This is a genomic window from Pigmentiphaga litoralis, assembly GCF_014651835.1.
Taxonomy (GTDB): domain Bacteria; phylum Pseudomonadota; class Gammaproteobacteria; order Burkholderiales; family Burkholderiaceae_B; genus Pigmentiphaga; species Pigmentiphaga litoralis.
Genome location: NZ_BMXQ01000001.1, coordinates 1,099,865 through 1,112,741 on the forward strand (window position 1 = coordinate 1,099,865; position 12,877 = coordinate 1,112,741).

Annotated in this window: 12 protein-coding genes; 3 read left to right on the top strand and 9 right to left on the bottom strand. The window is 64.8% G+C overall.

Annotated features, from left to right (window positions below):
* Positions 1–66 precede the first annotated feature (66 nt).
* Positions 67–933 carry a M90 family metallopeptidase gene (locus IE116_RS04825; protein ID WP_189610257.1) on the top strand — a complete coding sequence of 289 codons (867 nt, stop codon included), beginning with the start codon at positions 67–69 and terminating at the stop codon, positions 931–933.
* A 17-nt stretch (positions 934–950) separates the two neighbouring features.
* Here IE116_RS04825 and IE116_RS04830 read toward each other — a convergent pair whose 3' ends face one another.
* From IE116_RS04830 to atzD, 9 genes are all read right to left on the bottom strand, one after another.
* Positions 951–1,298, bottom strand: a complete 348-nt coding sequence (locus IE116_RS04830) for a RidA family protein (RefSeq protein ID WP_189610259.1) — start codon at positions 1,296–1,298, stop codon at positions 951–953.
* A 71-nt stretch (positions 1,299–1,369) separates the two neighbouring features.
* On the bottom strand, positions 1,370–1,762 hold the full coding sequence (gene hpxZ / locus IE116_RS04835; protein ID WP_189610261.1) for an oxalurate catabolism protein HpxZ: 393 nt from the start codon (positions 1,760–1,762) through the stop codon (positions 1,370–1,372).
* 29 nt (positions 1,763–1,791) lie between these two features.
* Positions 1,792–2,565 carry an ABC transporter permease gene (locus tag IE116_RS04840; RefSeq protein WP_189610264.1) on the bottom strand — a complete coding sequence of 258 codons (774 nt, stop codon included), beginning with the start codon at positions 2,563–2,565 and terminating at the stop codon, positions 1,792–1,794.
* Entirely contained in the window at positions 2,562–3,413 is an 852-nt protein-coding gene (locus IE116_RS04845; RefSeq protein WP_189610266.1) for an ABC transporter ATP-binding protein, read from the bottom strand. Before IE116_RS04845 ends, IE116_RS04840 begins: the two co-directional genes overlap by 4 nt.
* A 14-nt stretch (positions 3,414–3,427) precedes the next feature.
* A complete protein-coding gene (locus IE116_RS04850) occupies positions 3,428–4,408 on the bottom strand; it encodes an ABC transporter substrate-binding protein (protein ID WP_189610268.1) in 981 nt (326 codons plus the stop codon).
* Between the two features lie 11 nt (positions 4,409–4,419).
* Positions 4,420–4,983 carry a VOC family protein gene (locus IE116_RS04855; protein WP_189610270.1) on the bottom strand — a complete coding sequence of 188 codons (564 nt, stop codon included), beginning with the start codon at positions 4,981–4,983 and terminating at the stop codon, positions 4,420–4,422.
* On the bottom strand, positions 4,980–6,179 hold the full coding sequence (locus IE116_RS04860) for an FAD-dependent oxidoreductase (RefSeq protein ID WP_189610272.1): 1,200 nt from the start codon (positions 6,177–6,179) through the stop codon (positions 4,980–4,982). The genes IE116_RS04855 and IE116_RS04860 overlap by 4 nt, the downstream gene beginning before the upstream one ends.
* 139 nt (positions 6,180–6,318) lie before the next feature.
* Positions 6,319–7,890, bottom strand: coding sequence for an amidase (locus IE116_RS04865; RefSeq protein WP_189610274.1), 1,572 nt, complete (start codon positions 7,888–7,890; stop codon positions 6,319–6,321).
* Entirely contained in the window at positions 7,887–9,038 is a 1,152-nt protein-coding gene (gene atzD / locus IE116_RS04870) for a cyanuric acid amidohydrolase (RefSeq protein ID WP_229828002.1), read from the bottom strand. Before atzD ends, IE116_RS04865 begins: the two co-directional genes overlap by 4 nt.
* A gap of 320 nt (positions 9,039–9,358) precedes the next feature.
* Between atzD and IE116_RS04875 the strand changes: the two genes are divergently transcribed.
* Together IE116_RS04875 and IE116_RS04880 are read left to right on the top strand one after the other, a co-directional pair.
* The gene (locus tag IE116_RS04875; RefSeq protein ID WP_189610278.1) at positions 9,359–10,456 is read left to right on the top strand and encodes a TRAP transporter substrate-binding protein; all 1,098 of its coding nucleotides are present in this window, start codon (positions 9,359–9,361) and stop codon (positions 10,454–10,456) included.
* Positions 10,453–12,867, top strand: coding sequence for a xanthine dehydrogenase family protein molybdopterin-binding subunit (locus IE116_RS04880; protein ID WP_189610280.1), 2,415 nt, complete (start codon positions 10,453–10,455; stop codon positions 12,865–12,867). Before IE116_RS04875 ends, IE116_RS04880 begins: the two co-directional genes overlap by 4 nt.
* Positions 12,868–12,877 lie beyond the last annotated feature (10 nt).

The window sequence follows — 12,877 nt, forward strand, 5'->3', positions numbered from 1 at the left end:
ACACTTTAAATCGCGCAGGGTTGCAAGGGTGCGACCACTGCCTTTCAGACCCGGGAACCACACATCATGTTGGGATGGATTTTTGGCCGCGGTGCGTCGACGACGCAGGTGGCTCAGGTACAGGCACGCATTACACCCGAATTATGGACCCAAACGGTCCGTGGGCATGGGTTTCTGGCCCGGTTGAGCCAATCGGAAACGGAAGAGCTGAAATCGCGTTGCGCCTGGTTCCTTGCCAGCAAATCGATGACCGGCGCCGGTGGTTTCGTGCTGGATGATGCGACCTGCCTATCGATCGCGGTCCAGGCCTGCCTGCCCATCCTCAAGCTCGATCCCCTGCTGTACCACGGCTGGAACGAAATCATCGTCTACCCGGCCGGTTTCCTGATTCCCCGAGAGGAAATGGATGAAGACGGCGTGGTGCACGAGTACGTGCAGGAGGCCGCCGGCGAAGCCTGGGACGGGGGACCGGTCGTGCTGTCATGGGAAGACGCCGCGCCACGCGAGGCCGACCTGGACACCGAGGGCGAGCCCACCCATGCCTTCAATGTGGTGGTGCATGAGTTCGCGCACAAGCTGGACCTGATCGATGGCGAGCCCGACGGCATGCCTGCGCTCGACGCCCATCCAGACCTGCGGCCGCGAGCATGGCAGCAGGTGATAACGGCAAGTTATGAGGCGTTCAATGACCAGCTCGACGCCATCGAAGCAGCGATCCCGGACAATGTGGACCCGGAGTCCGACGAGGCCGACGCCTGGTATGGGCAGTTGCCGATGGACCCGTATGCGGCGACCGACATCGCCGAATTCTTTGCGGTCAGCTCGGAAGCGTTCTTTGTCAGGCCGGCGCCGCTGCGGGCGGCGTACCCGGACTGGTATGCGCTGCTGGCGGCCTATTACCGGCAAGACCCGCTGGGCGGGTCCCGCCCGTAACCTGCCGATCACTGCATTCAGATCGCCGCGGTAATGACGATCTCGACCTTGTATTGCGGCGCGGCCAGCTTGGCTTCGACGGTGGCGCGGGCAGGCGTATTGCCGGCAGGCACCCAGGCATCCCACACGCCATTCATCTGGCTGAAGGTGGCGATGTCGGCCAGGAAGATCTCGGCGCGCAAGATCCTGGTCTTGTCGGTACCGGCTTCGGCCAGCAAGGCGTCGATGGCGGCCAGTACTTGGGTGGTCTGACCGGCGACGTCTTGCGACGGGTCGCCCGCGACCTGGCCCGCCAGGTAGGCAACGTTGCCGTGGACAACCATTTCAGACATCCGTTTGCCGGTGTGGAAGCGCTTGAGACTCATGGAATTCCTTGAACGTGAGGGAAAGAGGAACGCGGCAGCGAGTTTAGCAGCGACCGCGCCGCGCTTGACGCTCAGGCCTTGGGCGCTTCCATCAGGCTCACGTGCGCAGCGACCACACGCCAGCCTTCGTCCATCCGCACCCAGGTCTGGGTCTGGCGGCCGATACGCGGGGTCGATTCGCGGGTGAACTCCACATTGGCGACGGCATAGTCGCGGCCAAAGGTGGTGACCGACTTGGCCGAAATCGTGCGCGACAGGCCAACCGACGGGCGGGCATTGCGAAAGTCCTGGATGGCCTGAAAGCCGTACAGGTTTTCGCCGGCGCCGTATCGCAGCGTGTGCGGCGAATGCCAGAACAGGCGGTCGAGCACCTCGACGTCATTGGTGACCAGCGCCTGTTCGTATTCGGCAAACACGGCTTCGACTTCGGCCAGGGTCTCGGGATGATTGATTTCTGGGGACATGAAAAGCGCCTGAAAATTTGAGGAGGGAATTACTTGCCGCCCCAGTGGACGAAACGGCGTTCGGCCACCAGGAACAGCAGATTGAGGACGTAACCGAGCGCGCCCGCGGCAAAGATCGCGGCATACATTTCGGGCATATCGAAGACCATCTGCGCGTTCATGATGCGCTGGCCCAGCCCGTCGGTCGAACCGATGAACATCTCGGCCACGATCACGATCACCAGCGCCAGCGACACACCCGACCGCATGCCCACGAAGGTCTGCGGCAGCGACTCCCACAGGGTCACATCGCGCAGCACCTTGAACGATGATGCACCCATGACCTTGGCGGCAAGCTGGCGCTGCTTGCGCGCGTTCATCACACCATACGACACGTTGAACAGGATGCCCAGGCCGGCGCCAAAGGCGGCCACCGCAATCTTGGTCGCCTCCCCTACCCCGAACAGCACCAGGAACAAGGGGAACATGGCCGAAGCGGGCGTCGAGCGGAAAAAGTCGATCGCGAATTCGAGCGAACGATAAACGCGTTCGGATGATCCGAGCAAGATGCCCAGCGGGACCGCAATGACCGTGGCAATGATGAAGGACGCAAAGGTACGCACGATGGTTTTGTAGAAATCGCCCCACAAGGTCCCTTGCGTGAGGCCCTTCCAGAACGCGGCCAGCGACTCGCCCGGCGACGGCAGCAGCACCGGGTCCACCAGCTTGACCTCGTGCGCGAACCACCACACAAAGATGATCAGCAGCGCACCGATCATCGGTTGCAGGCGCGATGCCCAGCGGCGCGACAGGTGCGTGATCATGGCTTGCGTACCTCGCGTTGAAAGACTTCCAGGCAATGACTCTTGACCCGGACAAACTCGGGTGTGACGGTGGTGTCGACGGTGCGGGGGCGCGGCGCATCGAAGGGCACGATCTCGCTCACATGGGTCGGCCGCTTGGTCAGCAGCAGCACGATGTCGGCCAGGCACACGGCTTCGTCCAGATCATGCGACACGAGCAGCGTGGTGGTTTGCCGCTCGATCAAAACCTTCTGCAATCGGTCACGCAGGAACAGCGTCATCTCGTAATCGAGCGCAGAAAAAGGCTCGTCCAGAAACAGCACTTCCGGTTCGACCACCAGCGCGCGCATGATCGACACCAGCTGCTGCTGGCCGCCAGACATCTCGTAGGGAAACCGGTTCAGATCGAGCTTGACGTCGAAACTGGCCAGCAGGCTTTCCACGCGCGCATCGCACTCGGCACGGCTCAGCCCCAGGAATTGGAGCGGATAGCGGATGTTGTCACGCGCACGCAGCCACGGAAACACGGCTTCGCGATAGTTCTGGAAGACGTAGCCGATGCGGCTTTCGCGCACCTCCTTGCCCTCGAACAGGATCTGGCCGCTGTCGTACGGCATGATCCCCGACATCATGTTGATGAGGGTGCTCTTGCCGCAGCCGTTGGGCCCGAAGATCGAAATGATCTTGCCCTTCGGAATGTCGAGGTCGAAGTTTTCGTACAGCGTGCCGCCTTCGAACCGCTTGGTCAGGCCCCGCACGGTAATGTGGGTGCCCGCCGGAAACCAGCGGTGGCCGGCGGCTGCGTCGTCCACCCGGGCCGGGGCAGCGCCGGGGCCGGAGGCGACGGCCTGGAGATGAGCTGCGCGCATGACGTTGCCTTGGATCAGAATTTCTTGATGAAAGTGGCGGTATCGATCTTGTCCTTGACTACGCCCAGGCTCACGCCAATGTCGACGAATTTCTGGAAGGACGTGAGATCGGCTGGCGACATGTCGCTGACCATGACGATCTTGGCCAGCGGTACCGTGGGCGCCAGGGCCGCGGGCGTGTTCATGTCCTGCGCCAGGTAGTCACGCACCTTGGGATCGGTGTTGGCATCCTTGGCGCCCTTGGCCCAGGCGGCGGCAAAGCGCTTGGCCAGGTCCGGGTTGTCGGCCAGCAGCTTGCCCGAAATGGCTGCGCCCGCGGCAAAGGCCAGTGCGTCCTTGTTGCCCAGCAGGTGCGTCGAGATCACGCCGGCTTCCAGACGCCGTCCAACGCCTTGCGCAATGATGTTGCTGGCGATGGGTTCGAGCGTGTAGCCGCCGTCGAACTGGCCGCCCTGCAATGCGCCCAGGTGCACGCTCAGTTGCTGCTCCTGGATGGTGTAGTCCTTGTTTTCTTCCAGGCCGATGGCCTTGAGCACGGCGCGCGCGCTGCCGATGTTGGCCGGGCCGGGCGCCGAGAACAGTTTTGCGCCCTTCAGGTCCTTGAGGGACTTGGCGGTGCTGGCCGTCTTGACCACGAATTGTTCGGTGATGTACTGCGCGTTCTGGCCGTTGAGTGCGATGTAGCTGAGCGTGTTGGGGCGGCGCGCGTTGATGTTGGCGCCTTCGAGCGTGACGAGGTTGGACGCGATGTCGATGGTGCCGGCGACCAGTGATTGCACGATCAGCGGATGGTTGGCCAGGGGCACGGTTTCGACTTCGATGCCCGCGTCCTTGAAGTAGCCGCGATGCAGGGCGACAAAATAGGGCAAGGCGGAGCTGGACGGGAAGACTCCGACCTTGACCTTGTCGGCGGCGCTGGCGGGCGCGGCAAAGAGCCCCGCGATCAGCAAAGCGGCGGTCCCGACGGCGGCGGTAAAACCATGACGAAGTTTCATGACAACATCCTTCAATTCAAGAGGGTGAGCAGGTCGGGATACTTCAGGGGGTCGAAAAAAGTCGCGCCTGCCACGTAGCCGCAGCCGGGCGACATGTCGGGCAAGGGAAGTTCGGTGGTGGTGCCATCGGCGGCGGTGCGGGTGCCGCCTTCGATACTGCCCTCAAAGGTCAGTTCGATCTGCACGCCGCTGGGGTCATACACGAACAGCTGCCACAGCGTCGTGCCGGGCACGATGAACTCGCGCCAGGCCAGGCCCGCGGCCTTGAAGCGCGCGACGTAGTCATGAAAGCCCAGGCAGGCGACTGACAGGTGATCGATCGCGGCGGTACCCGCCGGGGCAATGCCTTCGGGGCCCAGCGCCGGCCCGCCGGCATACACATGGATGATGGCCTGGCCACCCGGTTGCGGGCAGGCCAGCCATGCGCCGGGGTAGCCAAAATCGGGGCGCGCGATTTCTTTCAGGCCCAGCACTTTGCACCAGAACTCGCGCGTGGCGTTTAGGTTCGACGTCTTGATCGCGACATGAAAGAGGCCAAGGATGGCGGCGCCGGGCGCGCGGTGCGCGGCGGTCATGAACCGACTCCCGGCAGCGTGACGTCGCGGTATAGGCGCGTCAGGTCGCCCATGAAATCCGGTCCGGCCTTTTTCAATGTTCCGGCGACGGGGTCCGCGCCCGCCAGCATGGTGTCGCTGGCATCGAAGGACAGCTGCATCGTGAAGCGCACGCGTTCGCGGCGCGCGGCGTCCAGCTGGTCCAGCCAGTCGCGCGGCGAGGTGCCGGCCGCGATGCCGGCGCGCAGCAGATGCACCGCGCAGCAGGCGTCTTCAATGGCTTGCGTGGCGCCCTGCCCCAGCGTTGGCACCATGCCGTGGGCGGCGTCCCCCAGGTACATGACCTGCACGTCGGGCTCGGCGAAACGCATGTCGGATTCCTGCATGCGCGCCCAGTGCAGGGCGCCGGTATTCGCGCACACGGTGTCGATCAGCCAGGTGGCCTGGTCGCTGGGTAAGCCACCTTCGGGCGTGTAGGCCGCGCGCAGGAAGCCGGCGGTCTTGCAGGCGTCGGGCACGGGTTCATCGGCCGGGATCGGGAACGTTCCGGCGATATAGATGTGGGCCGACGGCACGCGGAACGACAACAGCCGGTTGGGCCCGTTGAACCATTGTTCGTAATCGTCGATCAGTCCGGCGCTGGTATCGGGCACGAGCAGGCGGAAGATGGACACGCCCAGCTGGCGCACCGCTGGCGTGCCCGCGAAGGTTTCGCGCGTTTGCGAGTAGCGGCCGTCGGCGGCAATCAGCAGATCGATGTCGTCAAGGACGCGCGGCTCGCCATGATGGGTGTAGTGCACGGTGGTCTTCGCGGCGGCGTTCGGGTCACGGGCAATGGTCTGGATCTCGCAGCCGTACTGGATGACATCCGCCGCTTCATTGCGCAGCACACTGTAGAGTTCGGACCAGCGGATGCGCACGCCATCGCAGTCGGCCACCCGGTCCAGCGGCAGGTCGAACAGCACGGTGCCGTCGGTCAGGGACACACGCCAGGTTTTCCAGGCAAAGCTGGCGGCGGCGATGGCATCGGCCAGTGTGGGCTCGGTCAGGCGCAGGGCCTTGACGGCATTGGGGCCGATGTTCAGGCCGGTGCCGGATTCGGAATGGTCGTCTTGCAGGACCCGTTCCAGGCAGACCGTGTCCACGCCCGGAATGTCCGCCAGGGACCGGGCCAGGATGCAGCCCGCCACGCCGGCGCCAATGATTGCGATTTTCATGCTGTAGGGATTCCTTGACGACTCGGGCGGGGGCGGCGCGCGCATGGGGCGGCCTGCCTACCCATCAGTACGCAAAAACGGTGCCATGCGCATGCGCCAAGGCGGGGCATGCAAGGCAAGTCGGTGCGCGTTGTCTTTCTCATGACAGGACGGGCCATCGGTCGGCCCATGGGTGCGCGGCTTCGAAGGCGGCGGCGACGTCCAGCAGCAGCTGTTCGGCGCCCGTTGGCCCGATCAATTGAAAGCCGATGGGCATGCCGCTGCCGGCCGGCCTGGCCGGCAGATTGATGGCGGGCAAACCGGCCGCATTCACAAAGGCCGTGAAAACGGCATGACCGCGCGGCCCGACCGCTTGCCCGCCAATCGTGTCCGGATGGTTTTGCGCAGCTGGCCATGGCAAGGCGGCTGCACTAGGCAACAGCAGCAGGTCCGCCGTCGCAAAGCATGCAGACAGTTCGGCTTTCATGCGGCGCACCAGCGCCTGGGCGTTGAACAGGTCGGTGGCCGACAGGGCGCGGCCGGCGGCTGCCATGGCCTGCAGCGCGGGCGTCATGGCCGCGTCATTCACGGCTGCGCCGAAGGTGGCGTGCAGTGTCGCGGCCAGGCCAGTCTGGCTGATGACCGGCCAGGCCTGGCCGTTGAAGTCACGCACAATCGCCGGAGCGTTGCGTCTGTCAACGATATGGTTGAGGCCCGCAAGCATCTGGGCGACCTCGTTGACGCTGGCCGAAATGGCCGGATCAACCGGGTCCCCGGCAAATTCTGGCCAATAGGCGATACGCAGCGGCCCGCTCTGCACCACCTTGGGTTGCTCGATGTTGGTGCAAGAGCGCGCAGGGGCAGGCGCAGCGGCCGGGGCGGCGACATCGTGATCGGCTGCATCGCGATCGCTGGCAAGGCGGGCGACGGGCAGGCTGCCGCCCGTCAGCAGACGCAGCACTGCTGCAGCATCGGCCACGGTGCGGGTGATCGGGCCGATCACTTCCATGCCGGGCAGAATCTCGGGCAGGCCGCGTTCGCGCGGCACAGTGCCCTCCCCCGGCTTGAACCCGACCAGTCCGGTATGCGAGCACGGCCGCCGGATCGAGCCGCCACCATCGGTGCCAATCGCCACCGGCGCGATACCCGCAGCCACACAGGCCACGGCGCCGCCGCTCGATCCGCCCGGGGTCATCGACCGGTCCCAGGGATTGACGGTCGGCCCGAACAGCAGGTTGTCGGTATAGCCCTGCAGCGTGAATTCGGGCACGTTGGTCTTGCCGATCACGATCATGCCGGCGGCGCGCAGCCGTTCCACGGCCAGTTCGTCGTGGTCAGGCTGGTACGCGGCATACAGGCGGCTGCCCCAGGTGCATGGCAGACCTTGAACCGGAATGTTGTCCTTGACGGTAAACGGCACGCCATCAAGGGCGGACAGCGGCGTCCCGGCACGCCAGCGCGCGGCGCTTGCTTCAGCGTCAGTTGCCGCGTCGTCCAGGCGATGGCTGATGACAGCGTTGAGTTGCGGGTTCACGGCAGCCATGCGGTCCGCGATGGCTTGCAATGCCTGCACGGGTGTCAGGGTGCCGGCCGCGAAATGCGCGCCAAGCTCGATGGCAGACAGTTGCCATGCGGGGGACGAAGGCGGATGCAGCCGCGACGGCAAGGTCGGATCCGACGGCGCGTGCGCCAAAGGCCGCACGTCTGGACGCGTGGAACCGGCTTCACTCATGCCATGCCCGCCGCGATCACCGCCACCAGTCCGCCGCCATCGGGTCCTTGATGTTCCGCTCCCCCCGACACGAACAGTCGTCCGTCTCCCAGCACGCCGGCGACCAGCGCGCCGACCGCGCCACGGATGTGCCGCTGCGCATTGATGTCGGTGTCATCCAGCATGGTGTGGCGGGCGCCGCGGATCTGGCCGCGGCGATCGGGTTCGCACTTGACGAGCACGGCGGCGATACGCTCGCGGTCGGCCTCGGCAACCTGGGGACGCGCTGCGATGCCCAGCCGATCCAGCGCCGCGCCCACCGCAGGCAGGTCCAGCGCGTCGCGCATCGGCGCATGCGCGATCTGCAACGGGCCCGACCAGCGTGTCGAGTTGCCGAGCACGATGACTTCGTTGCATGTCACCTCGACCCCTGAGGACACGCTGGCGCGGTTGCACGCGATCGAAAAATCGGACAGCAGCGCCGCGTCGGTTGTTGACGCGGGCAGCTCGCCCAGGGCCAGCGCAATGCCAAACGCCCCGGCGGCACGCGACAAGGCCATCGACCGATTGGCATCGGTGGTCACGACGGACTGGCCACGGGCCAGGGCGTCCTGGACGCGCGCCGACGTGATGCACGGACACTTGACCTGCACGAACTCGATATCACGGGGGTCGGTCAGGCCGGCGTCGGCCATGGCCGCGCGCACGGCGGCTGCCACGCTTTCTACCTGCGCCCATCGGCCAACCGCCTCGGCCGGCAAGGCCGCGGTAAAGGCTGTGCCGATCGCGAGCGAACCGTTGACGTTGTCAACCAGTTTTGCCGAGGCGTCGCCGGCGGCCGACACAGCGCTGTCTACCCGTGTGTCGACCGTGCGGCGCGCGAACACCGTGAAGTGCGGGCTGAGCACCCCTTCCGTTCCACCGGACAGCACACAGGGAATACGCGCAGCCACTGCCTCGGCAGACTCGCCGGTATGGCGTGCCAGCAGCGCCATCAGCGACTGCGTGAAATAGCCGCGCGTGAAATCGTTGACGCCGCCGTTGCCCTCTGTCTTGCCGATGAAGGCGACAATGTCGCGAGCCCGCAGTTCGCCCCGATCGATCAGGTCGGCCAGGGCCGAGACGTCGCCCGGATGGGCCATGGGAAGTCGGTAGACAAAAGTTTGCATGGAATTCAAAAGTGGATTTGCGCCGCAACACCCACAGTCTGCGCACGACGCTACCCGCCGCATAGCGCAATAAAACGCTCGGACCGAGCGCAAATTGTGTGCGGTGCAATACCGCCCGAAAAATGCGCCAACACGATGCATGCAGGCGCATGCGTGGTGCAGAAAAACCCGGCGACTTTCCTGGGCGGCACCACCTTAGCGCGTGCGAAATCAACCCCTGCAAATACCGTTGACACCGACAAAATCCATCAGTAGGCTGACGAATATGTCAGTACGCTGAGTAATTCTCTACCCCACTCCACCTACCCAGGGATGCATCCATGCAGCGACGCCGTTTCCTTTCCCAAGCCACCACCGCCGCCGGCGCCAGCCTCGCCACCTTGGCCGCTCCCGCCATGGCCCAGGGCACGCCAACCGTGCGCTGGCGCATGTCGACCAGCTGGCCCAAGAGCCTGGACACGATCTACGGTTCGGCTGAAGAACTGTGCAAGCGCGTATCGGCCATGACCGACGGCAAGTTCGAGATTCGCGCCTTTCCGGCCGGCGAACTTGTGCCGCCGCCACAGAACATGGATGCGGTCAGCAACGGAACGGTGGAATGCAATCACGTGCTGAGCTCGGCCTTCATCGGCAAGAACACCGCGGTGGCGTTCGATACGGGTCTGGCCTTCGGCCTGAACTCGCGTCAGCACAACGCATGGATCCACTATGGCGGCGGCATGGCGCTGCTGCGCAAGATGTACAAGCAGTACGGCATCGTCAATCACGTCAGCGGCAACGTGGGCGTGCAGATGGGCGGCTGGTATCGCAAGGAAATCAAATCGGTTGCGGATCTCAACGGTCTGAAGATGCGCATCGGTGGCATCGGCGGCATGGTGCTCGCCAAGTTCGGCGCCGTCTCGCAGCAGATTCCGGCTGGCGATATCTACTCTGCATTGGAAAAGGGCACGATCGACGCGGCCGAATGGATCGGCCCGCACGACGATGAAAAGCTGGGCCTGAACCGCGTGGCGCCGTTCTATTACTCACCGGGCTGGTTCGAAGGCAGCGCCTCGATCACGTCGATGGTCAACGAAAAGGCATGGGAAGCCCTGCCCCCCGCTTATAAGGCCGCGTTCGAATGCGCCTGTGCCGAACAGACCATGAAGATGCTGGCCAACTACGACGCGCAGAACCCGCTTGCGCTGCGCAAACTGGTGGGCGGCGGCGCCAAGCTGGGCTACTTCCCCAAGGACGTCATGGACGCAACCTACAAGGCGTCGCAGGAACTCTGGACCGAGCTGTCAGAAAAGAACGCCGACTTCAAGGCCATTTACCCGTCGTGGAAGAAATTCCAGCAAGACGAAGTGAGCTGGTTCCGCGTGGCCGAGAACGCGCTCGACAACTACACCTTTGCGGCGGTGGCACGTAGCTCATGAGTACCGAACATCCCACGTCCGCGCACAAGGCGCAGGGGGTCGGGGCGCGCGTGCGCCGCAAGGAAGACGCGCGCCACCTGCATGGCAAGGGCAACTTCGTTGCCGACATGTCCATGCCCGGCCTGAGCGAAGTCGCTTTTCTGCGCAGTCCCCTGGCCCATGCGCGCATCGTGGGCGCGTCCATTCCGGACGGCGTCCGTGCGGCCGTGGTCCTGCGCCAGGACATGGCCGATTCGCTCGACATCGTTGCCGAATCGACCTTGCCCACCTACCAGCTGTCGGCCCAGCCGCCCCTGGCATCGGGCAAGGTGCGCTTTGTCGGCGAGCCGATGGCCATGGCCTTTGCGCCGACCCGCGCACTCGCCGAAGACATCGTCGAACAGATCCAGATCGACCTCGATGACCTGCCGGTCTACGCCAGCGCCCCTGCGGCCGAGGCCGCCACCGGCACCTTCGTGCATGACGAATGGACCAGCAACCTGTTCATGACGCTGCATGCCGATCGCGACTTCGACACCTGGGCGGCCAAGGCCGACCGGGTCGTCAAGCGCACGGTGGACCTGTCGCGTCAATGCATGGTGCCCATGGAAGGCAAGGCAGTGCTCGCCTATTGGGATTTCCAGGCCGATCAGCTGGTCGTGGTCAGCGCGACCCAGGTGCCGCACATGATCCGCACGATCCTGGCCGATTGCCTGAAGCTGCCGCAGGACCAGGTCCGCGTGATCTCGCCCGACGTGGGCGGCGCCTTCGGCTACAAGTGCGTGCTGCAACAGGAAGAGCTGTGCATTGCCTGGCTTGCCAAGACGCACAAACGCCCGTTCCGCTTCATTGAGGACCGGCGCGAGCATCTGATCGCGGGCGCCAATTCGCGCGAGCATTCGTACGACATGACGGCCTACGTCGACAAGCGCGGCAAGCTGCTGGCTCTCGACGCGGTCATCACCATCGATGGCGGCGCGTACTCGGTCTGGCCATTTACCGCCGGCCTGGAACCCGGCCAGGCCATCGGCAACCTGCCCGGCCCCTACGACTTTCGCGGCTACCGCTGCGTGACCAAGTGCGTGGCGACCAACAAGCCCGGCTTTGTCCCGTATCGCGGCGTGGCTCGCACCGGCGTGTGCTTTGCGATCGAACTGACCATGGACGCGATTGCACGTGAAGTCGGCCGCGAGCCCTGGGAAGTGCGCAAGGAAAACCTGGTGCCGGCCGACGCGATGCCCTACGTCAATGTCACCAACAAACATCTGGACAGTGGCGACTATGGCGCCAGCCTGGCCAAGGCCATGGAGATGCTGCAGTTCGATCAGCTGCGCGAACGCCAGAAAGCCGGTGAAGCCGATGGCCGCCTGCTGGGCATCGGCATCGCCACCTACACCGAACAATCGGCGCATGGCACGTCGGTGTTCGCCGCGTGGGGCACGCCCCTGATCCCGGGCTTCGATTCGGCCACCGTACGCATCACGCCCGATGGCGGCCTGGAAATGCGCGTGGGCGTGCATTCGCATGGCCAGGGCATGGAAACGACGTTTGCGCAGATCGCGCACGAGATCCTGGGCATCGACATCGCGCGTACCAAACTGATTCATGGCGACACCGGCCAGACACCGTTCTCCACAGGCACGTACGCGTCCCGGTCGATGGTGATGTCCGGCGGCGCGGTGTCGGTCGCGTGCAAGAAACTGGCGCCGCGGGTGCTCGCCATTGGCGCGCATTTGCTCGGCACTGATGTGTCCACCGTGTCATTGGCCGATGGCCGCGTGGTCGGACCCGAGGGCACGTCCGTGTCGATCGGCGATGTGGCCAACGCGTGGTATCTGCGCCCGCATCTGCTGCCGGCCGATGTGGACACGGGGGGTCTCGAAGTCACCGCGGGCTACAAGCCCAAGGTCGACACCGGCGCCTTTACCTATGCCACCCACGCCGCGGTCGTTGCAGTCGACACCGATACCGGCGACGTCGAGATCCTGGACTACGTGGTGGTCGAAGACTGCGGCACGATGATCAACCCCATGGTGGTCGAAGGCCAGACCTATGGCGGCATCGCGCAGGGCATCGGCACCGCCTTGTACGAAGAGACGCCTTACGACGAGAACGGACAACCGCTTGCGTCGACCCTGGCCGATTACGTGTTGCCCGGCGCGGTCGAAGTGCCGACCATCCGCATGCATCACTTCGAGACCAAGTCGCCGCATACCGAGTTCGGCGCCAAGGGCATGGGCGAAGGCGGTGCAATCGCGCCGCCCGCGGTCATCTTCAACGCCGTCAATGATGCATTGCGCTGCATTGGCGCGGCGGAAGTCACCCGCACGCCGCTCAGCCCGCGCCGCCTGCTGCAGGCCATCGAAGACGGGCCGGGCCCGGATCCGCTGGTGATCACCCTGCCGATCCGCCAGACCGTCAACGTGGCGTGAAGGACTTTTC

What these genes read in the sequence shown, in the direction of transcription:
- IE116_RS04875 (WP_189610278.1), top strand. Translation starts at nt 9,359, where the DNA reads ATGCAGCGACGCCGTTTCCTTTCCCAAGCCACCACCGCCGCCGGCGCC.
- IE116_RS04855 (WP_189610270.1), bottom strand. Translation starts at nt 4,983, where the DNA reads ATGACCGCCGCGCACCGCGCGCCCGGCGCCGCCATCCTTGGCCTCTTT.
- hpxZ (WP_189610261.1), bottom strand. Translation starts at nt 1,762, where the DNA reads ATGTCCCCAGAAATCAATCATCCCGAGACCCTGGCCGAAGTCGAAGCC.
- IE116_RS04880 (WP_189610280.1), top strand. Translation starts at nt 10,453, where the DNA reads ATGAGTACCGAACATCCCACGTCCGCGCACAAGGCGCAGGGGGTCGGG.
- IE116_RS04860 (WP_189610272.1), bottom strand. Translation starts at nt 6,179, where the DNA reads ATGAAAATCGCAATCATTGGCGCCGGCGTGGCGGGCTGCATCCTGGCC.
- IE116_RS04850 (WP_189610268.1), bottom strand. Translation starts at nt 4,408, where the DNA reads ATGAAACTTCGTCATGGTTTTACCGCCGCCGTCGGGACCGCCGCTTTG.
- atzD (WP_229828002.1), bottom strand. Translation starts at nt 9,038, where the DNA reads ATGCAAACTTTTGTCTACCGACTTCCCATGGCCCATCCGGGCGACGTC.
- IE116_RS04845 (WP_189610266.1), bottom strand. Translation starts at nt 3,413, where the DNA reads ATGCGCGCAGCTCATCTCCAGGCCGTCGCCTCCGGCCCCGGCGCTGCC.
- IE116_RS04825 (WP_189610257.1), top strand. Translation starts at nt 67, where the DNA reads ATGTTGGGATGGATTTTTGGCCGCGGTGCGTCGACGACGCAGGTGGCT.
- IE116_RS04830 (WP_189610259.1), bottom strand. Translation starts at nt 1,298, where the DNA reads ATGAGTCTCAAGCGCTTCCACACCGGCAAACGGATGTCTGAAATGGTT.
- IE116_RS04840 (WP_189610264.1), bottom strand. Translation starts at nt 2,565, where the DNA reads ATGATCACGCACCTGTCGCGCCGCTGGGCATCGCGCCTGCAACCGATG.
- IE116_RS04865 (WP_189610274.1), bottom strand. Translation starts at nt 7,890, where the DNA reads ATGAGTGAAGCCGGTTCCACGCGTCCAGACGTGCGGCCTTTGGCGCAC.